The 22,473-nt window shown below is 66.3% G+C and carries 18 protein-coding genes and 8 pseudogenes; 15 read left to right on the top strand and 11 right to left on the bottom strand.

Annotation, left to right across the window (positions count from 1 at the left end; translation table 11 throughout):
- The first annotated feature begins 96 nt into the window (after positions 1-96).
- The 5 genes and pseudogenes from NHF48_RS14640 (at position 97) to NHF48_RS14620 (ending at position 4,877) form a co-directional block, all read left to right on the top strand.
- Positions 97-1,452, top strand: a complete 1,356-nt coding sequence (locus tag NHF48_RS14640) for a carbohydrate porin (RefSeq protein WP_253071504.1) — start codon at positions 97-99, stop codon at positions 1,450-1,452.
- 82 nt (positions 1,453-1,534) lie between these two features.
- Positions 1,535-2,164, top strand: coding sequence for a LolA family protein (locus NHF48_RS14635; protein ID WP_253071503.1), 630 nt, complete (start codon positions 1,535-1,537; stop codon positions 2,162-2,164).
- Between the two features lie 362 nt (positions 2,165-2,526).
- Positions 2,527-3,309 carry an exodeoxyribonuclease III gene (locus tag NHF48_RS14630; RefSeq protein ID WP_253071502.1) on the top strand — a complete coding sequence of 261 codons (783 nt, stop codon included), beginning with the start codon at positions 2,527-2,529 and terminating at the stop codon, positions 3,307-3,309.
- Positions 3,306-4,353, top strand: a pseudogene (gene ribA, locus NHF48_RS24340) (GTP cyclohydrolase II). Before NHF48_RS14630 ends, ribA begins: the two are co-directional and overlap by 4 nt.
- A 44-nt stretch (positions 4,354-4,397) precedes the next feature.
- The gene (locus tag NHF48_RS14620; RefSeq protein ID WP_253071501.1) at positions 4,398-4,877 is read left to right on the top strand and encodes a YdcF family protein; all 480 of its coding nucleotides are present in this window, start codon (positions 4,398-4,400) and stop codon (positions 4,875-4,877) included.
- Here NHF48_RS14620 and NHF48_RS14615 read toward each other — a convergent pair.
- Positions 4,874-5,695, bottom strand: coding sequence for an HAD family hydrolase (locus NHF48_RS14615; RefSeq protein ID WP_342454662.1), 822 nt, complete (start codon positions 5,693-5,695; stop codon positions 4,874-4,876). The genes NHF48_RS14620 and NHF48_RS14615 overlap by 4 nt on opposite strands.
- A complete protein-coding gene (locus NHF48_RS14610; RefSeq protein ID WP_253071500.1) occupies positions 5,692-6,366 on the bottom strand; it encodes a YggS family pyridoxal phosphate-dependent enzyme in 675 nt (224 codons plus the stop codon). The genes NHF48_RS14615 and NHF48_RS14610 overlap by 4 nt, the downstream gene beginning before the upstream one ends.
- Before the next feature lie 22 nt (positions 6,367-6,388).
- Between NHF48_RS14610 and NHF48_RS14605 the strand changes: the two genes are divergently transcribed.
- Positions 6,389-6,907, top strand: a complete 519-nt coding sequence (locus NHF48_RS14605) for a thiamine phosphate synthase (RefSeq protein ID WP_253071499.1) — start codon at positions 6,389-6,391, stop codon at positions 6,905-6,907.
- A 217-nt stretch (positions 6,908-7,124) separates the two neighbouring features.
- Here NHF48_RS14605 and NHF48_RS14600 read toward each other — a convergent pair whose 3' ends face one another.
- A complete protein-coding gene (locus NHF48_RS14600) occupies positions 7,125-7,832 on the bottom strand; it encodes a hypothetical protein (RefSeq protein WP_253072442.1) in 708 nt (235 codons plus the stop codon).
- A 292-nt stretch (positions 7,833-8,124) separates the two neighbouring features.
- Between NHF48_RS14600 and NHF48_RS14595 the strand changes: the two genes are divergently transcribed.
- The 7 genes and pseudogenes from NHF48_RS14595 (at position 8,125) to NHF48_RS25220 (ending at position 12,797) form a co-directional block, all read left to right on the top strand.
- Positions 8,125-8,556 carry a DUF3576 domain-containing protein gene (locus NHF48_RS14595; protein ID WP_056053843.1) on the top strand — a complete coding sequence of 144 codons (432 nt, stop codon included), beginning with the start codon at positions 8,125-8,127 and terminating at the stop codon, positions 8,554-8,556.
- Positions 8,557-8,567: 11 nt separating this feature from the next.
- Complete coding sequence (locus tag NHF48_RS26045) at positions 8,568-9,320, top strand: class I tRNA ligase family protein (protein WP_446741161.1); 753 nt, start codon at positions 8,568-8,570, stop codon at positions 9,318-9,320.
- 106 nt (positions 9,321-9,426) lie between these two features.
- Positions 9,427-9,822, top strand: a pseudogene (locus NHF48_RS26040) (leucine--tRNA ligase); the annotation flags it as partial.
- A gap of 95 nt (positions 9,823-9,917) precedes the next feature.
- A complete protein-coding gene (locus NHF48_RS26035) occupies positions 9,918-11,252 on the top strand; it encodes a class I tRNA ligase family protein (protein ID WP_446741160.1) in 1,335 nt (444 codons plus the stop codon).
- Positions 11,249-11,779 (top strand): LPS assembly lipoprotein LptE, encoded by a 531-nt coding sequence (gene lptE / locus NHF48_RS14585; protein WP_253071498.1) that lies wholly within the window; start codon positions 11,249-11,251, stop codon positions 11,777-11,779. The genes NHF48_RS26035 and lptE overlap by 4 nt, the downstream gene beginning before the upstream one ends.
- Positions 11,776-12,540 (top strand): hypothetical protein, encoded by a 765-nt coding sequence (locus tag NHF48_RS14580; protein WP_342454661.1) that lies wholly within the window; start codon positions 11,776-11,778, stop codon positions 12,538-12,540. The genes lptE and NHF48_RS14580 overlap by 4 nt, the downstream gene beginning before the upstream one ends.
- Positions 12,480-12,797, top strand: a complete 318-nt coding sequence (locus tag NHF48_RS25220; protein ID WP_342454660.1) for a hypothetical protein — start codon at positions 12,480-12,482, stop codon at positions 12,795-12,797. Before NHF48_RS14580 ends, NHF48_RS25220 begins: the two co-directional genes overlap by 61 nt.
- Positions 12,798-13,079: 282 nt before the next feature.
- On the opposite strand, the gene NHF48_RS14575 is transcribed toward NHF48_RS25220, so the two are convergent.
- The 6 genes and pseudogenes from NHF48_RS14575 to NHF48_RS14550 all read right to left on the bottom strand — a co-directional run bounded on the left by NHF48_RS14575 (position 13,080) and on the right by NHF48_RS14550 (position 18,786).
- Positions 13,080-13,913, bottom strand: a complete 834-nt coding sequence (locus NHF48_RS14575; protein ID WP_253071497.1) for a ParB/RepB/Spo0J family partition protein — start codon at positions 13,911-13,913, stop codon at positions 13,080-13,082.
- Positions 13,914-13,976: 63 nt separating this feature from the next.
- Positions 13,977-14,760: pseudogene (locus NHF48_RS14570) on the bottom strand (ParA family protein).
- Positions 14,757-15,295: pseudogene (rsmG, locus tag NHF48_RS14565) on the bottom strand (16S rRNA (guanine(527)-N(7))-methyltransferase RsmG). Before rsmG ends, NHF48_RS14570 begins: the two co-directional pseudogenes overlap by 4 nt.
- A gap of 77 nt (positions 15,296-15,372) precedes the next feature.
- Positions 15,373-17,212, bottom strand: a pseudogene (gene mnmG, locus NHF48_RS14560) (tRNA uridine-5-carboxymethylaminomethyl(34) synthesis enzyme MnmG).
- 54 nt (positions 17,213-17,266) lie between these two features.
- Positions 17,267-18,545, bottom strand: a pseudogene (gene mnmE / locus NHF48_RS14555) (tRNA uridine-5-carboxymethylaminomethyl(34) synthesis GTPase MnmE).
- Positions 18,546-18,552: 7 nt separating this feature from the next.
- Positions 18,553-18,786: a DUF6489 family protein gene (locus NHF48_RS14550; RefSeq protein ID WP_056053820.1), complete on the bottom strand. Its 234-nt coding sequence runs from the start codon at positions 18,784-18,786 to the stop codon at positions 18,553-18,555.
- Between the two features lie 14 nt (positions 18,787-18,800).
- Here NHF48_RS14550 and NHF48_RS14545 point away from each other — a divergent pair, with 14 nt between their 5' ends.
- Both NHF48_RS14545 and NHF48_RS14540 read left to right on the top strand, forming a co-directional pair.
- Positions 18,801-19,313: a methylated-DNA--[protein]-cysteine S-methyltransferase gene (locus NHF48_RS14545; RefSeq protein ID WP_253071496.1), complete on the top strand. Its 513-nt coding sequence runs from the start codon at positions 18,801-18,803 to the stop codon at positions 19,311-19,313.
- Positions 19,310-20,012: pseudogene (locus NHF48_RS14540) on the top strand (dienelactone hydrolase family protein). The gene NHF48_RS14545 and the pseudogene NHF48_RS14540 overlap by 4 nt, the downstream one beginning before the upstream one ends.
- Before the next feature lie 114 nt (positions 20,013-20,126).
- Here the strand turns inward: NHF48_RS14540 and NHF48_RS14535 are convergent.
- Both NHF48_RS14535 and rho read right to left on the bottom strand, forming a co-directional pair.
- Positions 20,127-20,846 (bottom strand): TerC family protein, encoded by a 720-nt coding sequence (locus NHF48_RS14535; protein WP_192976814.1) that lies wholly within the window; start codon positions 20,844-20,846, stop codon positions 20,127-20,129.
- Between the two features lie 233 nt (positions 20,847-21,079).
- A pseudogene (rho, locus tag NHF48_RS14530) lies at positions 21,080-22,339 on the bottom strand (transcription termination factor Rho).
- Positions 22,340-22,473 lie beyond the last annotated feature (134 nt).

The raw sequence follows: 22,473 nt of genomic DNA, 5'->3' as shown, positions 1-22,473 counted from the left end.
GTTCCGAACAGCCGATACCCGGTATACGGGATTGATACAGGTTACGGAAAACAGGTGGGCGTTATGGGAACTTGGCGGTTCTGTGCAGCTGCAGCGTTGACGCTCGCAATACCCGGTCAGGTCTCCGCGCAGGATACCGCCAAGCAGACTCCCGGCAGCAGTGCGACCGACACGCAGCACCGCCCGCGCTCCGGCGTGCGCCGTGACAGCGATCTGTCGCCCTCCGCGCTGACCGCCGATACGCAGCGTACCCCGCCGCCCGGCCTGTTCGCCGACTGGTTCGATATCCGCAAACGATTGGCCGATCGCGGGATTGGGCTCAGCGCGCGCTATGCCTCCGAAAGCGCGTATAATTTTTCCGGCGGCGACCGGAAACTGTTGCGCGAGACCGGTCAGTTCGACGTCGGCGTGCTCCTCGATCTCGACAAGGTCGTCGGCCTCAGGGGCGGTGCGTTCCAGGCGACCGTCACCTACCGCCGTGGCCGCGATCTGGGTGCGGACGCCAATCTCGGCGTGCTCCAACAGGTGCAGGAAGTGTACGGCCGCGGGCAGACCGTCCGCCTCACGCAATTCTGGTACGAGCAGAAACTCGGCGAAAAGCTCGAACTGAAGATCGGCCGCACCAATCCGGGCGAGGATTTCGCGTCCTTCTCGTGCTATTTCCAGAACCTCAGCTTCTGCGGTGCGCCGCCGGGGAATCTGAATGGCGATTACTGGCAGAACTGGCCGGTCAGCCAATGGGGCGCGCGGTTGCGATACGACGTCAACGATCACCTGACATTGAAGACCGCCGCCTACGAAGTGAACCCGCGCAACCTCGATAACGACTTCGTGATCGGCCATTTCCACGGCGCGACCGGCGCGCTGATCCCCGTCGAGGCCGAATGGCGGCGCGGCGACGACGACGGCCGAGTCGGTGCGTACAAGGTCGGCGGTTGGGTCAATACCTCGAACGGCGACGACGTGTTCTACGACCTGAACCGCCGGCCGATCGCGATCACCGGCCTCGAGCCGCTGCGACGCAGCGCACGCTACGGCGTGTATTTCAACATCCAACAACAGGTCACCGGCACCTCGAAGGACGGCAAGTCGGTCACCGGGCTCAGCGTGTTCCTCAACGCGACGCAGGCCGACCGCGCCACCTCGACCACCGACAACCAGATTGCCGCCGGGCTGTTCTACAAGGGACTGGTGCCGTGGCGGCCGAACGACATCCTCGGCTTCGGCGTGGCGCGGACCAACGTGAACGGACGCGTGGCGAAGGGCCAGGAACTCGATCCGGCGCGGCCCGCGGTGCAGGATGCCGAATACGCGTCGGAGATCTACTACAGCGTCCACCCGACCAAGTGGCTGGAACTGCGCCCGAACGTGCAGTGGGTCCACAACCCCGGCGGCGTGCACGACGCGAACGACGTCGCGGTGCTCGGCCTGAAGGGCGCGATTACGCTGTAGTCCGCGCGCCCTGACGGAACCCGCCGAATTCAGTGGCGGTTCAAGCGCGGGCGGGCAACGGTCGCGCCTTGAGGAGATTTCGATGTTCAATACCCGCCCCGCGGTGATCGCGACGATCGCCGCTTTGTCCGTTGCCGCCGTACCCGCGCCGATCGCCGCGCAGGCTACCGGTGATCTGGCCGCCGTGCAGAAGCACCTGCAATCGGTCGAGACGATGACCGCGAATTTTTCGCAGGCGGATCGCAACGGCAAGGTGCTGACCGGCGTGCTGACGCTGAAGAAGCCCGGCAAGCTGCGTTTCCAGTATGAGAAGGGCGTGCCGATCCTGATCGTCGCGGAGGGCGGCGCGCTGACCTTCATCGATTATTCGGTGAAACAGGTGCAGCGCTGGCCGATCAAGAACTCGCCGCTGGGCGTGCTGCTCGATCCGACTCGCGACATCACGCGCTATGCGAAACTCGTCCCCGGCTACGATCAGCGGATCGTGTCGGTCGAGGCGAACGATCCGAAGCACCCCGAATATGGCCGGATCACGCTGGTGTTCGTCCGCAACGCCGGCGCGCCGGGTGGGCTGATGCTGCAGGGCTGGGTCGCGCTCGACAGCCAGAACAACCGCACGACGATCCGCCTGACCAACCAGAAGTTCGGCGAACCGGTCAGCGACAACAGCTTCCGCTGGAACGATCCGCGCCGAACGGGTGTAAGAAAATAACATAAAATTCGTGTCATTCATGCAAGCGACAGGTTCGGCCTCCCAGAGAGTGGCTCGCGGATGTGGGGCATTCGGGATTTTTCCCCCTGTTGCCCGGATGGTTTCCTCACCTCTCGCCTGCGTGACGAACGCTGAGTCGGCCCTCGCTCCATGCCCCCCGGAGCGGGGGTCATTTCATGTGAAGGGCGGCGCGCAAAAGCATTTTGCTAGACTCGCCCAAGCACGGCCGACGGGCCCCGCTGTTCTCTAGGGCCCGGTCGACGACAGCGGCTTTGCCGATGGCGCCTTCTGACTTCCTACCTTCTTCCGCACCCCCCAGCGGCGTTCCTTGTCCCCACCCCCCGCAACGCTACATCGCGCTCGTGAAGATCGTCTCCTGGAACATCAACTCGGTCCGTTTCCGGATCGCCATCGTCGAACAGTTTCTGCGCGACGAGCAGCCCGACATCCTGTGCCTGCAGGAGACCAAGGTCATCGACGGCGACTTCCCGCTCGAGGCGTTCCGCGCGCTCGGTTACGAGCACATCGTCCTGCACGGCCAGCGCATGCACCACGGCGTCGCCATCCTCAGCCGAGTCCCGATCGTCGAGGACGACCGCTTCGACTGGCAGGCAAACAGCGAGGCGCGCCACATCGGCGTCCGGCTGGAGAACGGCGTACGGCTCGAGAACGTCTACGTCCCCGCCGGCGGCGATGTCCCCAATCGCGACGTGAACCCCAAATTCGGTCAGAAGCTCGACTTCATCGAGCGCATGACGACCTGGTCCGAGACGCTACCCGGCCCAACCATCCTCGTCGGCGACTTCAACATCGCCCCGCTCGAATCGGACGTCTGGAGCCACAAGCAACTGCTCGACGTGGTCAGCCACACCCCGATCGAGGTCGAGGCACTCGGTAAGTTGCAGGCAGCAGGCGACTGGGTCGATCTCGGCCGCCGCTTCCACCCCGCCCCCGCGCGCCTGTTCACGTGGTGGAGCTACCGCGCCAAGGATTGGGCAGCCTCGGATCGCGGTCGCCGGCTCGATCATATGTGGGCGACCGGTGCCGCCGCCGAAGCCGCGGTGTCGCACCACGTCTACGAACGCTGCCGAAGCTGGCTCAAGCCGTCCGACCACGTCCCGATCATGACCGAGTTCGCGTTTTGAGCAATCCCCGCGCCGCCGCCCGCGCGGTCGACGCGCTCAGGCGCGGCTGGCCGATCGCGATCGACGGGCTGGTGTTGCTCGCGGTCGAGACGGCGGATGCAGAGCGGTTGGCCGCGTTCGATCCCGAAGCGAATGGCGGCGTCCTAATCTCGTCGGGTCGTGCGGCAACGTTGAAGCTCGCGAACCAGCTCGCAGCCGCGGATCCGACCGAGCCCGTGCTTGTCGATCGCGCCCCCCTGGATCGACTTCGCCGCCGCGACCGCGCTGGCCGATCCACAGTTCGACCTAGCCACCCCTCTCAAGGGCCCCTTCCAGACGCTCCCGCTCGCCGATCCGGACGCGGCGGCAGCTGCCTTGCGCCTTGCCCGAATCGCGGGATTGCTGCCGGCGTTCTTCCTCGGCACGGGCGAACCCGAGGTCCGCATCGCCCGCGCAGACATCGACGCACACGAAGACGCGAACCGCCTGACGCTCGCGGCACGCGCGCGGCTTCCGGTCGAGGGCGCCGATGATGCGGAGATCGTCGCCTTTCGCAGCCCCGAAAGCGCGGACGAGCATATCGCGCTGCTGATCGGCCAGCCCAACGGCCAGCCGCCGCTCGTCCGCCTCCACAGCGAGTGCCTGACGGGCGACGTGCTCGGCAGCCTAAAATGCGACTGCGGGCCACAGTTGCACGCCGCGATCCACGCGATCCAGCATGGCGGCTGGGGGATCCTGCTCTATCTGCGACAGGAAGGCCGCGGGATCGGCCTGGTCAACAAGCTGCGCGCGTATGCGTTGCAGGACCAGGGCTTTGATACGGTCGACGCGAACACGCGGCTCGGCTTTGCGGTCGATGCGCGCGATTTCGGTGTGGCGGCGCGGATGCTCACGTTACTCGGCCAGCGCGAAATACGGTTGCTGACCAACAACCCCGCCAAGGTCGCCGGGCTCGAAGCGGCAGGCGTGACCGTGATCGAACGCGTGCCGCATTTCCTGCCGTCGAACCCACACAACGCGCAGTATCTCGCCACCAAGCGCGACCGCACGGGCCATCAGTTCTGACCGAGATCCCTCCCTCGCCCCCACCCTCCCGGCGCCTGATCGTAGTGTTCGGTGCTGCCGTTCGTCCCGACGGCAGCGCGAGCCCGACCCTCGCCCGCCGCATCGCGTTCGCAGCAGCGGCGGCGGCGCGCTACGTCGACGCGGACCTGTTCTGCTCAGGCGCGAAGGGAACGCACGGACCTTCGGAAGCATCGGTGATGGCGGATGTGCTGGCCGAGACGATCGACCGGTCGCGTATCCATCTCGACGAGGCCAGCGTGGACACGTTGCAAAGCGTCGTCGCCGCGACAGCGTTCGCGCGCGCGGGCCACTATGCGCAGTGCATGATCTGCACCGACGGCTATCACCAGCCGCGCATTCGCATGCTGTTCGCGATGCTGGGCATGCCCGCGAGTGCGATCCACGTGCCGCATGGCGGGAGCCGGCGGTACCAGCTCAAGATGCGGACGCGCGAGGCCGCGGCTATCCCGTATGATCTGGTCGCGGGGATCGGTGCAATCTGGCGGCGCAAGCGGGCGGGCTAAGCGACCATCGCCTCCACGCTGGTCGAGTGGAGCACCCTTGCCCGTCGTCTAGTTTGTTTCCCCGCGAAGGCGGGGACCCAGACTGGGCTCCCGCCTTCGCGGGAGAACAAGGAGGCAGGAGACTCCCAGGCTCCGATCAAATGCTTCCAACCAACCGGGTCACGTCGGCAAAACTCTCCGCCAGCGCATCCACACCGATCGCCTTCAGCCGCGCGCCATGCTCGGCATTGCAATGCGACCCCGCCGACAAACCAATGACATAGCCCCCCCGAAGCCACCGCCCCAGTCGCCCCCACAGGCGAATCCTCGAGGATCGCCGTCTGCGCGATGTCCATGCCCAACTGCCGCGCCCCGAACAAATACAGGTCGGGTGCGGGCTTGCCGTTCGTCACATGCTCCCGCCCGCTATAGAGGTGATCACCGAACGCATCGCGCAAGCCGATATGCTCCAGATGCCGCGCGATCCACGAGACGGGGCTCGACGAAACGATCGCCTTGGGCAGGTCGGCCGGGAGCGAGCGGACGAACGCCACCGCGCCCTCGATCGCATCGACGCCAGCCGCCATCACGCGCTCGTCTTCGGCCTTCCGCGCGGCGTAGAACTCCTCGGGGAGCGGCCGGTCGATCCAGCGCTCGATCGCGTCGATGAACTGCGGCCCAGCGAGTCCCATGAAGTTCGCCATCGAGTCTTCGGCGCTGGTCGGGTGCCCCGCAGCGGTGAGCCATTCGGCGATGTGGCGGTTACCAACGGCTTCGCTGTCGATCAGCACGCCGTCGAAGTCGAACAGCAGCGCGTCGAACCGGACCGGTATGCTCACGCGTTCGTCCCCCGCGTGCCGAACAACGCGCTGCCGATCCGGACGTGAGTCGCGCCGATCGTCACCGCGGTCTCGAAATCGTCCGACATGCCCATGCTCAGCCCGGTCAGCCCGTGATCGCGCGCCAGCTTAGCGAGCAGCGCGAAATACGGCGCCGGCTCGATATCCGCGGGCGGCAGGCACATCAGCCCCGCGATCGGCAAACCGGCGGCGCGCGCCTGCTCCACCAGCGCGGGCAGGTCGGCGATCGCGCAGCCACCCTTTTGCGGCTCGTCGCCGATGTTGACCTGGAGGAAGCAGTCCGGCCGACGATCGCTCGCCTCCATCGCCTTCCCCAGCGCGGTGACCAGCGACGGGCGATCGACCGCATGGATGCAGTCGAACAGCGCGACCGCTTCGACCGCCTTGTTCGACTGGAGCTGGCCGATCAGGTGCAGTTCGACGTCGGGATAGGCCTCGCGCAACGCCGGCCATTTCTCGGAAGCCTCTGCCACACGGTTCTCGCCGAACACGCGCTGGCCCTCGGCGAGCAGCGGCTCGATCGCCTCGACCGGATGCGTCTTGGAGACCGCGATCAGCGTCACGTCGTCCGCGCGGCGATCCGCGATCTCGGCGGCCTTGGCGATCCGGGTGCGGATGGCCTGCAATTTGGTGGTGTCGTCAGCAATCATGCGGCGCGCTATAGGCAGCGACGTGGCCCGTCGTAACCCCATTCCCGCGCGCTGGCTGATGACGGACGAGCGAATGGGCGACGCCTTGTGGCCGTCGCTGAGGCGGTTGCCGCCGGGATCCGGCGTGGTGTTTCGGCATTACGCTACGCCTGCGCGGGAACGCCGTGCGCTGCTGCGGCGGATTGTGCGCTTGGCCAAGGCGCGCCGGCTAGTCGTCGTGGTGGCCGGAAAATCTACGATCGCGGCCGACGGCGTGCATGGTCGGGCAAAGACGCACGGGATCAGAACCTGGTCCGCGCATTCGAGAGGCGAGGCCTTGGCCGGCAAGCGCGCCGGTGCTGATGCCCTGTTCGTGTCGCCAATCCACGTCACCCGATCACACCAGGGTGCAGCCGGGATCGGTCCGGCGCGGGCCATGCGGATCGGACGAGGACTCGGGATACCAATGATCGCGCTAGGCGGAATGACCGAGTCGCGCTGGCGGCAAATCCGGCGGTTCGGCTTCCACGGCTGGGCCGCGATCGATGCCTGGATTCGTTAGCTGCTAAGCGAGAACGAACACACCGACCCCGTCATTCCAGCGAAAGCTGGGATCTCACACTGGGGGGCCCACGTCACCCGTATCTAGGAATACCCCAGCTTTCGCTAAGGCGACGCTAAAGGGAAGGCAGCAGGAACTCTATGCCTGAAGGAAAAGCGGCGCGGTAAGGTCACCCGACCGTTCAGAAACTCCAGCAAAGTACCACTTTGCTGGACGCTTAGAACCGGAAGGCGGTGCCCAGATACACGGCCTGGCTGTCGCGACGATCGTCATCGACCTTCACGAAGCGCTCGCGGTCCGACCGATACCGCACGCCAGCCGTCACCGCGAGACTACGCGTCAACGCGTAAGACCCGCCAAGATCGACCGAATAGCTCGGCGCATCCTCGACGAGGCGCGGTGCGCTCGACAGCGGGCGATCCGCCGCAGCCTTCACCGTCCCGCTGAAGCGCTTGGCGCTATAGCTCACCGCCAGGTCAGCCGCCTCACGCCCGCCAGGCATCACGCCCAGATCGAGCTTGTTCACGTCACCCGAGATCGCAAACCGCTTCCAGCCGACCGACATGCCGAGGTTGTAGGCGATCGGCGCAATACCGACGGTCGGGGTGGTCGAAGCAAGGCTAGCCGTGTTCGCGACACCGCGGTTGGTCTGCGCACGGACCGCGACGGTCACCGCGCGGTTGTCCTGGCGCGTTTCGGCGGGCGTGAACTTGAAGCTGCCGGCGTCGAAGCCACCGCGCGCGAACATCGCGGCAAGGCGGGGGTCGGCAGCGGCTGGCGTGAACGATCCGATACCGCGAACCGCGGCGACGTTGTGCTTGGCGATCCGGGCGGGCTGTTCGCTGGCGCCGAAGGCAGGCGCGACGATTGCGGCGGTGGCGACAAGCGCCCCGGCAACCACCCCGAATATTCCCCCACGCGTCATCACAACGAATCTGTCCTTCGAATCCCGTAATCGGATCCTGTTAAACCGCATCTAACATGAATTGATCCACAGCAAAGGCCGCAGAACCGCCCATTCCCACCCTTCGTCGCCGAATTGTCGGACAGTGTTGCAATCAGCACACAGATCGCTGCGATAGCGCTACCGAATCGGTTGTTCTCCCCGTCGGGCCAGCCCCCCGCGCATACGCTCGTCGCGCACGCCGGCGTCTGCTTGCGGGCGCGCGGGGCTCGCCTGTAGAGCAAGGGCTGATTTTCTTGCCAGGATGATGCCCATGTTCCGCCGCTCGCGTATCGCAGTCGTGCTGTTTGCCCTGCCTCTCGTCGCTTGCGGCGGCGGATCGGCACGTCCCAAGGCGGATCTCGCCGCGTCGAAGATCACGACGATCGGCGTGAACAGCTATCTGTGGCGCGCAAGCCTCGACACGCTGGGCTTCATGCCGCTGCTCCAGACCGACTCCAATGGCGGCGTGATCGTCACCGACTGGTACATCAATCCGCAGACGCCGACCGAGCGCATGAAGGTCACCGTCTCGATCCTTGACCAGGATCTGCGCGCCGATGCGCTGCGCGTCGCTGCCCTGCGCGAAGTCAATCGCAACGGCCAGTGGGTTTCGTCGCCGGTCCAGGCAGCGACCACGCAGAAGCTCGAGGATATCATCCTGACCAAGGCCCGCGACCTGCGCCGCGCCTCGATCGCGGGCTGAGGACTGATATAATGGCGTCGCGTTTCAATGCGTTGAAGGCGGACGCGGCGTGGCAGAAGGTCTGGGACGAGCGCAAGACGTTCGCCGCGGACGACCTGTCGACCAAGCCGCGCTCGTACGTGCTCGAGATGTTCCCCTATCCGTCGGGGCGCATCCACATGGGGCATGTCCGAAACTACACGATGGGCGACGTGCTCGCGCGGTTCCGTCGGATGAAGGGCATGGAAGTGCTCCATCCGATGGGCTGGGACGCGTTCGGCATGCCCGCCGAAAACGCGGCGATGGAAAAGGGCGTGCATCCGGGCAACTGGACGCGCGCAAACATCGCGACGATGAAGGCGCAGCTGAAGCGCCTCGGCTTCGCGCTCGACTGGACGCGCGAACTGGCGACGTGCGAGCCTGCATATTACGGCCACGAGCAGGCGCTGTTCCTTGATCTGTTCGCGGCTGGCCTCGTGTACCGCAAGGAATCGGCGGTCAACTGGGATCCGGTCGACATGACCGTGCTCGCCAACGAGCAGGTGATCGACGGTCGCGGTTGGCGCTCCGGCGCGCTGGTCGAGCGGCGGAAACTGTCGCAGTGGTTCCTCAAGATCACCGATTTCGCCGACGAGTTGGTCGATGGCTTAGGGGCGCTCGAGCATTGGCCAGACAAGGTCAAGCTGATGCAGGAAAACTGGATCGGCCGCAGCCAGGGCCTGCAGTTCGAGTTCAACCTCACTGCTCCCCTTCCGCTCGCGGGAGGGGGTCGGGGGAGGGCCTGACACGAACGCGGCGGCAGCGTCCGAGGATGCCTCCCCTTCCCTGACCCCTCCCGCAAGCGGAAGGGGAATAGAGAGCGTCGAAGTCTTCACCACCCGCCCCGACACGATGTTCGGCTCCAGCTTCGTCGCGGTCGCCGCCGATCACCCGATCGCGCGCGCCATCGCCGAGACGAACCCCGACGCCGCGGCCTTCATCGAACTCTGCAAGCGCGGCGGCACGACCGCGGCGGAACTCGACACGCAGGAAAAGCTCGGCTTCGACACCGGCATCCGCGCGGTTCACCCGCTCGACAAGACGTGGCACCTCCCGGTCTACATCGCGAACTTCGTGCTGATGGAATACGGCACCGGCGCGGTGTTCGGCGTGCCAGCGCACGACCAGCGCGATCTCGATTTCGCGCGCAAATACGACTTGCCCGTCAAGCGCGTCGTCAGCGAAGGCGATGACGAGGCCCCCGTGTTCGTCGGCGACACCGCCTGGACCGGCGCCGGCACCATAGTGAACTCGCATTTCCTCGACGGCATGGACATCGAGGACGCCAAGCGCGTCGTGATCGAGCGCGCGCCGAGGGCGAAGGCTGGGGCAAGGGCACGACCGTGTTCCGCCTGCGCGACTGGGGCGTCAGCCGCCAGCGTTACTGGGGCACGCCGATCCCGATCATCCACTGCGACGCGTGCGGCGCGGTGCCGGTGCCCAGGGACCAGCTGCCGATCGTCCTGCCCGAGGACGTCAGCTTCGACATCCCCGGCAACCCGCTCGATCGCCATCCGACCTGGAAGCACGTTCCCTGCCCGTCCTGCGCAGGACCTGCCCGGCGCGAGACCGATACGCTCGACACGTTCGTCGACTCGTCCTGGTATTTCATCCGCTTCGCCAGCCAGCCGGACGCCAAGCCGTTCGACCGGTCGGGCGCGGAGAAATGGCTGCCGGTCAACCAGTATATCGGCGGCGTCGAGCACGCGATCCTGCACTTGCTCTACGCCCGCTTCTGGACGCGCGCGCTGAAGCATATTGGCATGCTCGACATCGCCGAGCCGTTCGCCGGGCTGTTCACGCAAGGCATGGTCACGCACGAGACGTATAGCCGAGGCGACGCCGGCGACGCGCAGCCGGAGGCCGACACCGACGACGACGATTCGAGCGACGCGCCGGTGAAGACGAAGTGGCTGTCTCCCGACGAGGTCCGCAAGACCGATGCGGGATATGTCGAGATCGCGACCGGCGGCCCCGTGACGGTCGGTCGCGTGACGAAGATGTCGAAGTCGAAGAAGAACACCGTCGATCCCGAGCCGATCGTCGACCAGTATGGTGCCGACGCGGTGCGCTGGTTCGTGCTCTCCGACTCGCCGCCCGAGCGCGATCTCCCCTGGAGCGAGTCCGGCATCGAAGGCGCGTGGCGGTTCGTCCAGCGTCTCTGGCGCCTGATCGAGTCGGACGATGCGGCAAAGGCCGAAGGCGACGACATCGCCTTGCGCAAGCTCTGCCACCGCACGACTGTCGGTATCGAGAGCGATATCAACGCCTTGCAGTTCAACAAGGCGGTCGCGCGGCTCTACAGCTTGTGCAGCGCGATCGAGAAGGCGGCACCTTCCGCAGACCGCGAACAGGCGATCCGCACGCTGCTGCTGCTCGTCAGCCCGATGGTCCCGCACGTCGCCGAGGAAGCCTGGGCGACCGCAGGAAACGACGGCCTGATCGCCGACGCCGCCTGGCCGATCGTCGATCCGGCGATGCTGGTCGACGACGAGGTCACGATCGCGGTCCAGGTCAACGGCAAGCTCCGCGACACGCTCGTCTTCCCCAAGGGCGCACCGAAGGACGAGGTCGAGGCCGCCGCGCTCGCCTCCGAGAAGATCGTCCGCCTGCTCGAGGGCAAGCCGCCCCGGAAAGTGATCGTCGTGCCCGACCGTCTCGTGAACATCGTCGCATGAAGCGCCTAGCGATCCTCAGCGCGTTGGCGCTCGCTCCCGCGCTGTCGGGCTGCGGCCTGCACCCGCTCTACGCGGGCGGCAGCAGCGGCCCGGTCGCCGGCGCGCTCGGCCAGGTCGAGATCGCACCGATCGCGGGCAAGAACGGCTGGCTGATGGCCACCGCGCTGCGCGATCGCCTGCCGTCGAACGGCGCGCCCGCGCTCTACCGGATCGACATCCGCCTCGACGACACGATCAGCGGTCTCGGCGTCCGCACCGACGACAGCGTCTCGCGCGAACGCCGCACGTTGCGCGCGCGCTATCAGCTCGTGCGGATCGGCGACAATTCTGTGCTGCTCGACGCGACTGCCGGCTCCGACGCCGGCATCGACGTCGTCCGCTCAGAATATGCGACGATCGCCGCCGAGAACACTGCGCTCGAACGCCTGTCACAGATCGTCGCCGACCAGATCGTCGCGCGCGTCGCGCTATATGCACGCAACACGCCTGCGGTCGCCGCGGCGCAGGCCACTACGCCCGCCAAGTGAAGGCCAGCGCCGGCCAGATCCGCGGTGCGCTGGCCAAACCGGGCGGCGACATCCGCCTGTACCTGCTCCACGGCCCCGACGAGGCCGGCGCGAGCGACCTCGCTCGCGTACTGGCCAAGGCGATGGGCGCGGATGCCGAACGCGTCGATCTCGACGGCTCGACGCTGAAAAGCGACCCCGGCCGGCTGACCGACGAAGCCGCCTCGCTATCGTTGTTCGCCGGGGCCCGGTTCGTCCGCGTCGCGTCGGCCGGCGAGGAAAGCCTCGAAGCCTTCACCAACCTGCTGACGGCCGAGCGCGTCGGCAACCCAGTCGTCGCGATCGCCCCGACCGTCAAATCGACCGCCAAGATCGTCAAGCTCGCGATCGACTCCCCCGCGCGCGATGGCGTTCGCCTGCTACGCCCCAACCGCGCAGGACGCCGAACGCCTCGCGACGACGATCGCCAACGAGAACGGCCTCCGCCCCGCCCCCGGCGTCGCCCGCCGCCTCGTCGATACGACCGGCGGCGATCGCGCCGTCATTTCGCGAGAGATCGAGAAGCTCGCGCTATACCTCGACGCCGCACCCGATCGCCCCGCGGACCTCGATCACCACGCACTCGATGCCGTCGGTGCGGACCTCGGCGATGCGGAAATGAGCCGCGCGATCGATGCGGTGATCGAGGGGCCGGGTCGACGATCTCGGCGCCGAACTCGCCGTGCTCGAAGAAGCCGGCACCTCGCCGATCCCGTGGCTCCGCCAACTCGTCCGCCGCCTGATCGCGCTCGCCGACATGCGCGGCGAAATCGACCGCGGCGAAGCGGTCGACGCCGTGATGAAACGCCACCGCGTGTTCTTCAAGGAAGAGGCCAGCACCGCGCGGTCCTTGCGCCGCTGGTCACCGGTAATGCTCGCCACCGCGATCCAGCGCGTCCGGACCGCCGAGCGCGCGATCATGGCATCGGGGAATGCTGGCGGGGTTGTGGCGGAGGCAGCAGTGGTGGCGCTATCCCAAGCGATCGCACGGCGAAACTAACGCGCACCCGCGTCTGCAAACGCATTCGCGTCTGCCTCCGCTTCCCTCTTTCCGACCTCCCCACCTGCCGTCATCCCGGCGCACGCCGGGACCCATGGATAGGGTGCAATCACTAACGAAGTGGACCGCAACCGTGGGTCCCGGCTTCCGCCGGGATGACGGAGAGTAGTGATCCTCCCTCTCCCCTCCACGCTTCCCTATCCCCGTTCGTCCTGAGCGAAGTCGAAGGATGGTCCGGGACGCAGGTGCCTCGACTTCGCTCAGCACGAACGGAGCGCGTGATTAGATCGCCCCACCCGTCAACCGCTGACAAACCATATCAAGCTGGTCCAACGTCGAGTAACTCAACGTCAGCGTCCCCCCAGTCTCGGTATGCGCCACCCGCACCTGCAACCCCAGCAGATCCGCCAACTGCCGCTCCAACGCCGCGATATCCGCATCCGGCACCCGAGGCTCGGACGACCCACCACCGCCACGGCTTCGCCCAGGCTTCGCATCCCGCGCCAGCTTCTCGGTCTCGCGCACCGACAACCCCCGCGCCACCACCTGGTCCGCCAGCGACTCCACGTCCGGCGACCCCAGCAACGCCCGAGCATGACCCATCGACAGCGATCCATCGACCACCTGCGACTGCACCTGCGCCGGCAACTCCAGCAACCGCAGCAGGTTCGCGACATGGCTGCGCGACTTGTGGACGATCTTGGCGAGCACCTCCTGCGTGTGGCCATATTCGCCCGCCAGCCGCTGATACGCTTGAGCCTCTTCGATCGCGTTGAGATCCTCGCGCTGGATATTCTCGATCAGCGCGATCTCGAGCGTCTCGGCATCGTCGAAGTCGCGAACGACGACCGGTACCTCATGCAGCCGCGCGCGCTGCGCCGCCCGCCAGCGTCGCTCGCCAGCGACGATCTGATAGTCATGCCCATGCGGCCGCACGACGATCGGCTGGATCAGCCCGCGCGACGCGATCGACGCGGCCAGCTCGTCGAGCATCGCCTCGTCGAAATGCCGTCGCGGCTGATCGGGATGCGGCGACAGCGAACTGACCGGCAGCATCCGCACACCCGAAGATTGCTGCGCCGCACCATCGGCCGACACGGGCGTCTCGCGCGCCATCTCGCCGAGCAGCGCATTGAGCCCCCCTGCCCAAGCCCGGCCGACCGCGTTTGTTACCGTCGCTCATGCCGCAACCTGCGCAGTTGCCGGAAGCCGCCCGATAAGCTCACGCGCCAGAGCAATATAAGCCTGCGACCCCGAACACCGGTGGTCGTAGATCAAGGCTGGCAAACCATGGCTCGGCGCCTCCGACAGCCGTACGTTGCGCGGGATCACCGTCTCGAACACAACCTTGCCCAACACAGCGCGAACGTCCGCCGAGACCTGGTCGGTGAGCCGGTTACGCCGATCGAACATCGTCAGCGCTACCCCCCAGGATCGACAGACCAGGATTGAACCGCTGGCGGATGCGCTCGACCGTACTCAACAACTGCGACAACCCCTCAAGCGCGAAAAACTCGCATTGCAGCGGCACCAGCAGCGAGTCCGCCGCGACCATCGCGTTGATCGTCAGCAGCCCCAGCGACGGCGGGCAATCGATCAGCGCGATATCCCACGGCCCCTGCGCCGCCTTCACCGCACGATCGAGACGGTGCGTACGCGCGTCGAAATCGACCAGCTCGATCTCCGCGCCTGACAGGTCGACCGTCGCCGGGACGATATCGAGCCGCGGCACGCGCGTATGCACCACCGCTTCCTCGATCGACGTTTCGCCGACCAGCACGTCATAGCTCGACCGCTCGCGCTGCGAATGGCCGATGCCAAGCCCGGTCGACGCATTGCCCTGCGGATCGAGATCGACCAACAGCACACGCATGCCCGTGGCGGCCAGCGCGGTCGCGAGGTTGATGGCGCTGGTGGTCTTGCCCACCCCACCCTTTTGATTGGCGACCGCGATGGTGATCATCGCGCGCTTACCCGATCCAGAACCACGATCGACGACTCCGGGTTCGTGACGCTTTGTTCCACGTGGAACATAAACCGCCAATGCTGCTTGAGCGCGGCCAGCTCCTCCTCGTCGAAACGCCCCCGAGGAAGCAACCACCGCGTCTCCGTTGTGGCGCAGTGCGCCGCGCCACGCAAAAGGTTTTGCAGCGACGCGACCGCTCGGGCGGAAATGATCGAAGCGTCGGCTGCGGCATTCTCCACCTTGGAGGCATGAACGCGCACCTGTTCACCAAGGCCGAGCCGAGCGACACAAAGCTGGAGAAAGTCCGCACGCCGGCGCCGGGGCTCGACCAGATCGACCGGCCCCTCGCGAACCAGGGCAACGACCATACCGGGAAACCCCCGCCAGTGCCGATATCGAGCCACCGTTTCGACGAGCTGTCCGCCCCTGCGAGCGCGACGAGCTGGAGCGAGTCCACCACATGCCGATCCCAAATGGTCGGAATCGTCGACGGCGCGATCAGATTCTGGTGCGGCGCTTCCTCGACCACCATCGCCACGAACGCGGTCAAGCGCTCGGTCGCCTCCGCCCCGAACCGCTCGGTCGTCCAGCTCTGCGCTTCGTCTTCGGTCATGCTGGCACTCGTTTCGTATGCAATAGAACAGCCGACAGAGCCGCCGGGGTGATCCCCCGCACCCGCGCCGCTGCCGCCAGCGAGGTCGGCCGCGCCGCGCTCAGGCGATCGATCATCTCGTTCGAAAGACCAGGCACGCGGTCATAGGCGAGGTCCTCCGGCAAACGGATCGCCTCGTCGGCCCGCAACCGCGCGACCTCCTGCGCCTGCCGCTCGATATACGGAGCGTAGCGCGCGTCCTCTAACACTTCGTCAACGACCGCCGCCGGGATCCCCACCGCCGCATCCGGTGCGACATGCGAGAGCGTCACGCCCTCGAACCGGAGCCAGTCGAACGCAGTCCGCCGGGCACCATCTCGACCGATCGCAACGCCCTGATCGGCAACCTCGGTAGCAGTCCGCTCACAATCGAGCGCCGACCGGAAGCGGGCACGGTCTTCGGCCAGTGCATGCTGATGTGCTAACCGCTCGGGTCCAAGGCACCCAGCGGCCTCCGCAATCCAGCCCAGCCGCGTCTCGGCATTGTCCGCACGCAACGACAGGCGGAACTCGGCACGTGCGGTCAGCATCCGATACGGCTCGGTCACCCCCTTGCAGCGTGAGGTCGTCGATCATCACCCCGAGATAGCTCGACGCACGATCGAGGATCACCGGCGCGAGGTCGCACGCATACGACGCTGCATTGAGCCCCGCGACAAGCCCCTGCCCCGCTGCTTCCTCATACCCGGTCGTGCCATTGATCTGCCCCGCGCAAAACACGCCCTCGATCGCACCCAGCGCCAACCGCGTATCGAGCGCACGCGGATCGATATAATCATACTCGACCGCATAACCCGGCATGGTCATCGCCACGCGCTCGAGCCCGGGAATGCTCGCCAGCATCGCCGCCTGAACCTCGACCGGCAGCGACGTCGACAACCCGTTCGGATAGACCGTCGCGTCATCAAGCCCCCTCGGGTTCGAGGAAAACCTGATGCCCGTCGCGGTCGCCGAACCGATGGACCTTGTCCTCGATCGACGGACAGTAACGCGGCCCCGCCGCCTCGATCGCACCGGTGAACAGCGGCGACCGATGGAACGCCTCGCGGATGATCGCGTGAGTCCGATCGGTCGTCCGCGTGATAGCACAGGCGATCTGGGGCAGCGGACGCGCGCGAGTCATCGGCGACATCGTCCAGGGATCGAGGTCCGACGGCTGCTCGGCAAGCGCACCCCAGTCGATCGTGCGCCCATCGAGCCGCGGTGGCGTCCCCGTCTTCAACCGCGCCATCGGCAGGTCGCGCCCGCGCAGCTGGTCCGCAAGTGGCTTGGCCGCCCGCTCGCCGATCCGGCCCCCCTTCCTCGCGATCGTCACCCCGGAAGATACGTCCGCCTAGGAACGTGCCGGTCGCCAGCACGACCGCTCGTGCCGACACGATCGCGCCATCCGCCAGCACGACACCCGCCACGCGATCACCGTCGAAATGCAACGCCGTCGCCTCGCCCTCGACGATCGACAGCCCTTCGGTGGCCGCAAGCATTGTCTGGATCGCACCGGAATAGAGACGCCGATCGGCCTGGATCCGAGGCCCCTGCACCGCCGAACCCTTGCTACGATTGAGCATCCGATAATGGATCGCGGCAGCATCGGCCGCTCGCGCGATCAGCCCATCGAACGCATCGACCTCGCGAACCATGTGCCCTTTTCCGAGCCCACCGATCGCCGGATTACACGACATCGCGCCAATATGCCGCGCGTCGAACGACACGAGCGCGGTACGCGCGCCCCCTCCGCGCCGCCGCGGCTGCGGCTTCGGTTCCGGCATGGCCACCGCCAACCACCACTACATCGAACATGTCACGGCCGTAGAACGCCGCGACCGATGCGTCAAAGATGTTCCACGTGGAACATCACTTCCCGATGCAGAAACGTCCGAACAGCGCGTCGAGCATCTCTCCGGTGGCATCGAGCCCAAGCACGCCAGTAAGGATCGCGCGGGCCTGTCGAAGGTGTTCCGCGACGATAAGCGCGTCCGAACTTCGATACCGCAGAGCCTCGACCGCCGCGGCGCACTGCTGGCGCTGGTACTGCTTCAATGCGATCTCATCGCCACGCGGCAGCATCGCAATCGCTCGCCGATGCAGTTCACCCCCAAAGGGCATCGAGCGATTCCCGGTCGGTCTGCGAGACCGCCAATGTCCGGTCGGCGGGCATATCCCCTCGCCCCGGCAGATCGGCACGCGCATGAATCCAGATCGCATCGGCGCGGGGCGGCGCGGTATCGGCCAGCCACATCACGATGTCCGCCGCGGCGAGCGCACCTTCCGCACGGGTGACACCGATCGCCTCGATCGGGTCCAGCGTGTCGATCAAACCGGCAGTGTCGGTGAGCACATATGCGACACCGTTCCGCGTCACCGGCACGTCGATCCGGTCGCGTGTCGTTCCCGAGATCGGCGAGACGATCGCCGCATCGCGCTCGCCGAGCAGGTTGAGCAGCGTCGACTTGCCGCTGTTGGGAGGACCACCGATGACCACGCGCAGCCCGTCCTTCAGCCGCTCGACCGGCGGGGCGTCGACCACCGCTTCGATCTGCGCCGCGAGCGCAGCGATCTCCGAGACGATCGCATCGAACGCCGCGGTATCGCTCGCGACGTCGTCCTCGTCGGCGAAGTCGAGCATCGCCTCGACCCGCGCGGACAGCATCGCCACCGAGTCCATCCAACTGCGGACGGCCTGGCTCACCCGCCCCTCGGCCGCCGTCATCGCCGCGACGCGCTGGCCCTCGGTCTCCGCTTCGAGAAGGTCGGCGAGCCCCTCCGCCTCGGTCAGGTCGATGCGACCATTGGTCAGTGCGCGACGGGTGAACTCACCCGGCTCAGCATGACGAAGGCCGGGCATTACCGACAACGCCCGCTCGACCGCCGCGATCACCGCGCGACCACCGTGGCAATGAAACTCGACCAGGTCTTCGCCCGTCGCCGTCACCGGCCCCGGAAACACGATCACCAACGCGCGATCGAGAAGCGCGCCATCGGTGTCCCGCAGTCCCCGGAGGCTAGCATGGCGCGGCGCCGGAAATGGTCCTGCCAGCATCTCGGCCGCAGCGAACGCCTGAGGGCCGCTCACCCGGACGACGGCGATCGCCGCTGGCGGCCGTCCGCTCGATACCGCGAAAATCGTCTTCACGGGAAACTCAGCCGCTTTTCGTCGCGCTGTCGAACAGGCGCTTCCACATCGCCATCCCCGCCTCGCCCATCGGCTGCCACCCGCGCATCATCGATTCGAGCATCTCCGGCTTCATCTGGCCGTCCGGAATAGCCTCCATCATCATTGCGATATAGCGGTCGTGGATCGGCGTCAGGTCGGGCAGCCCGACCGCGCGACGCGCTTCCTCGGGCGTGCATTCGATCTCGATATTCATCTTCATGTGACGCACCCTCGATGACGCTTGAGCGGTCCATCGCGGCGCTGCATAGCGGGGGAATGTATGCGCGCGATGCCGCCTCGATCGCAACGCCTATCGGTCTGGTCCGCGTGACCGGCACCGGGGACCGGATCGACGCGATCGATATCGGCGTCGAGGATGGTTCGACCAGCGATGCCCCCGCGATCCTGGAAGCACTCCGCCAGATCGACGCGTATTTCGCCGGACGGCTGACCGTGTTCGACCTGCCCCTCGCGCTCTCCCCCACCCCGCGCGGTGCCGACCTTCGCCAAGCGATCGTCGACATCGCCTACGGCACCACGGCCAGCTACGGCGCGCTTGCCAAGGCAATCGGATCGAGCCCGCGCGCGATCGGCCAGGCATGTGCGCGCAATCCCTTTCCGATCATCGTCCCCTGCCACCGAATCCTTGGAGCCGGCGGAGCGCTTGGTGCGTACTCCGCGGGGGAAGGCCCGATCACCAAATCCCGGCTGCTCGACCACGAGCGGCCGCAAGGAGGACTGTTATGACGAACACTGCAAAGATCGCCACGCTCGCGGGCGATGGCGAATTCACCGCGTATCGCGCGACTCCGGCAGGCACGCCAAAGGCCGCGATCGTCGTGATCCAGGAGATCTTCGGCGTGAACGCCGGGATCCGCCGCAAGTGCGATACGCTCGCCGAGGCTGGCTATCTCGCGATCGCCCCCCGACCTGTTCTGGCGCCTCGAGCCCGGCATCGAGCTCGACCCGGACATCAAGCCCGAGTTCGACCGTGCGCTCGAACTGATGGGCCAGTTCGACCAGGACAAGGGTATCGCCGATATCGAAGCGAGCATCCGCGCCGCCCGCAGCGAGCTTGGTGACGGCGCCAAGGTCGGCGTGGTCGGCTACTGCCTCGGCGGGCGCCTGGCGTTCATGACCGCGGCACGGACCGACGTCGATGCCAGCGTCGGCTATTACGGCGTCGGGATCGACGGCCTGCTTGGCGAAAAGCACGCGATCGCACACCCGGTGCTGTTGCACGTGCCGGAGGAAGATCACTTCGTCGACAAGGATGCGCAGGCGGCAATGCACGCCGGGCTAGACGATCACCCCAAGGTGACGATCTACGATTACGCGGGCGAGGACCACGGCTTCGCGACCGAGTTCGGCGAGCGCCGCTCGGATGCGTCGGCCAAGCTGGCGGACGAGCGAACGGCAAAGTTCTTCGCGGAGAATTTGGGCTAACCACGCCCTACCCGTCACCCCTGTTCCGGGTGACGGGGTGCTGACGACAGACATGAAAAAGGCCTCGCCGGACGATCCCGGCGAGGCCTTTTCCTTATCCCACTCGCACCGCGATCAGCGCAGCAGCGAGATGATCCCGAGCGTCTCGCCGGTGCCGACCCAGCCTTCGTAGATCATCTTCAGCGCGACCACGAGGATCACCGCGAGGCCGATATACGCGATCCAGCGGTACTTGTTGATGACACGCGCGATGTAGTTCGCGGCGAGGCCCATCATCGCGACCGACAGCAGCAGGCCGATGACGAGGATGCCGGGATGCTCGCGTGCCGCACCGGCGACCGCCAGGACGTTGTCGAGGCTCATCGAGACGTCGGCGACGGCGACGGCCCAGGCCGCGCTCGCAAAGCCCTTCGAGGAGCGAATACCCGAGCGCTCGTCGCCCTCGATCTCCTCGGAGCCGGCGTTTTCCGCGCCCTCGCGGATTTCGCGCCAGAACTTCCAGCTGACCCATAGCAGGAGCAGACCGCCTGCGAAGATCAGGCCGACGATCCCCATCAGCCACGTCACGATCAGCGCGAAGAAGATGCGCAGCACCAGCGCGGCGCCGATGCCGATCAGGATGACCTTCTTGCGCTGGTCGGTCGGCAGTCCGGCAGCGAGTGCGCCGACGACGATCGCGTTGTCGCCGGCGAGGACGAGATCGATCATCAGGACCGATCCGAACGCGGCGAGCGCCTTCGGGTCGCCCAGGTTGGAGAAATCTGCGACGATATGCTGCCAGATTTCCAGCGGCGAGCCGGGGCCCGCTGTGCTCGATGCGGCGGCGGCCAGCATGGCGATGATACTCAAGATGTCAGCTCCCGGTGACGTGAGTCACCAGCGGCGAGCGATGGTGACGGATTATAGGGCGTTTAATAGCGAAACGGCACGCGAAAGCCATTGCTCTCGCGTGCCGCTTTGGTCTGCTTGGCCGGACATGGGCAAAGCCCATGTCGTCGGTCGGAGCTTACGCCCCGCCGGCCGAACCGGCGCGAGTCCTGCTGCAGCTTGCAGCAGGCCGCACTCGGTTATTGATTCATGGAATCGAAGAAATTCTCGTTGGTCTTCGAATCCTTCATCTTGTCGAGCAGGAACTCCATCGCGTCGATCGTGCCCATCTGCATCAGGATGCGGCGTAGGACCCACATCTTGCTGAGCTTGGCCTTGTCGACCAGCAGCTCTTCCCTTGCGGGTACCCGACTTGCCGACGTCGAGCGCCGGGAAGATGCGCTTGTCCGCAACCTTGCGATCCAGCACGATTTCCGAGTTGCCGGTGCCCTTGAACTCCTCGAAGATCACCTCGTCCATGCGGCTGCCCGTATCGATCAGCGCGGTGGCGATGATCGAGAGCGAACCGCCCCTCCTCGATGTTGCGCGCGGCACCGAAGAAGCGCTTCGGACGCTGCAGCGCGTTCGCGTCGACACCGCCGGTCAGGACCTTGCCCGACGACGGCACGACGGTGTTGTAGGCACGACCCAGACGCGTGATCGAGTCGAGCAGGATCACGACGTCCTTCTTGTGCTCGACCAGGCGCTTGGCCTTTTCGATCACCATTTCAGCGACCTGGACGTGGCGCTGCGCGGGTTCGTCGAAGGTCGAGCTGACCACCTCGCCCTTCACGCTGCGCTGCATGTCGGTGACTTCCTCGGGGCGCTCGTCGATCAGCAGGACGATCAGGAACACCTCGGGGTGGTTGTCGGTGATCGCCTTGGCCATGTTCTGCAACATGACCGTCTTGCCGACGCGGGGCGGTGCGACGATCAGCGTGCGCTGGCCCTTGCCCTGCGGCGAGACGATGTCGATCACGCGCGCCGACTTGTCCTTGACGGTCGGGTCGGCGGGATCGAGCGTCAGCTTGCTCTCGGGGTAGAGCGGCGTGAGGTTGTCGAAATTGACGCGGTGGCGGACGACATCGGGATCGTCGAAATTGACGGCCGTGAGCTTCACCAGCGAGAAATAGCGTTCGCCATCCTTCGGCCCGCGGATCTCGCCCTCGACCGTGTCACCGGTGCGCAGGCCGAACTTCCGGACCTGGTTCGGTGAGATGTAGATGTCGTCGGGACCAGCGAGATAGTTCGATTCTGGCGAGCGCAGGAAGCCAAAGCCGTCGGGCAGCACTTCGATCGTGCCGAGCCCCATGATCTGGTCGCCATTGTCCGCCTGGACCTTCAGGATCGCGAACAGCAGGTCCTGCTTGCGCAGCGTCGAGGCGCTCTCGACCCCCCAGTTCCTCGGCCAGCTGGACCAGCTCGGCGGGTTTCTTTTTCTTCAGGTCTTTGAGATGCATGGGGATTTCCGGATAGCAATCAACGGGAGAACGCTCGGTCGGCGGTGCGCTTGGGAAGCGGAACTGGGCGAGACGAGTCTGGCAAGACACGACCGGGCAGGACGCCAGGAGGCCGTGTTGGGAGAAGGGGTTAG

This window comes from Sphingomonas sp. H160509 (assembly GCF_024124765.2).
GTDB lineage: Bacteria > Pseudomonadota > Alphaproteobacteria > Sphingomonadales > Sphingomonadaceae > Sphingomonas.
This window is presented reverse-complemented; position numbering and strand designations above follow the sequence as displayed.

Coding starts and splice junctions, on each gene's coding strand:
- NHF48_RS14575 (WP_253071497.1), bottom strand. CDS start 13,913: ATGGCGCGCGAGACGCCCGTGTCGGCCGATGGTGCGGCGCAGCAATCT.
- NHF48_RS14635 (WP_253071503.1), top strand. CDS start 1,535: ATGTTCAATACCCGCCCCGCGGTGATCGCGACGATCGCCGCTTTGTCC.
- lptE (WP_253071498.1), top strand. CDS start 11,249: ATGAAGCGCCTAGCGATCCTCAGCGCGTTGGCGCTCGCTCCCGCGCTG.
- NHF48_RS14595 (WP_056053843.1), top strand. CDS start 8,125: ATGTTCCGCCGCTCGCGTATCGCAGTCGTGCTGTTTGCCCTGCCTCTC.
- NHF48_RS14600 (WP_253072442.1), bottom strand. CDS start 7,832: ATGACGCGTGGGGGAATATTCGGGGTGGTTGCCGGGGCGCTTGTCGCC.
- NHF48_RS26045 (WP_446741161.1), top strand. CDS start 8,568: ATGGCGTCGCGTTTCAATGCGTTGAAGGCGGACGCGGCGTGGCAGAAG.
- NHF48_RS14610 (WP_253071500.1), bottom strand. CDS start 6,366: ATGATTGCTGACGACACCACCAAATTGCAGGCCATCCGCACCCGGATC.
- NHF48_RS14535 (WP_192976814.1), bottom strand. CDS start 20,846: ATGCTGGCCGCCGCCGCATCGAGCACAGCGGGCCCCGGCTCGCCGCTG.
- NHF48_RS14545 (WP_253071496.1), top strand. CDS start 18,801: ATGACGCTTGAGCGGTCCATCGCGGCGCTGCATAGCGGGGGAATGTAT.
- NHF48_RS14550 (WP_056053820.1), bottom strand. CDS start 18,786: ATGAAGATGAATATCGAGATCGAATGCACGCCCGAGGAAGCGCGTCGC.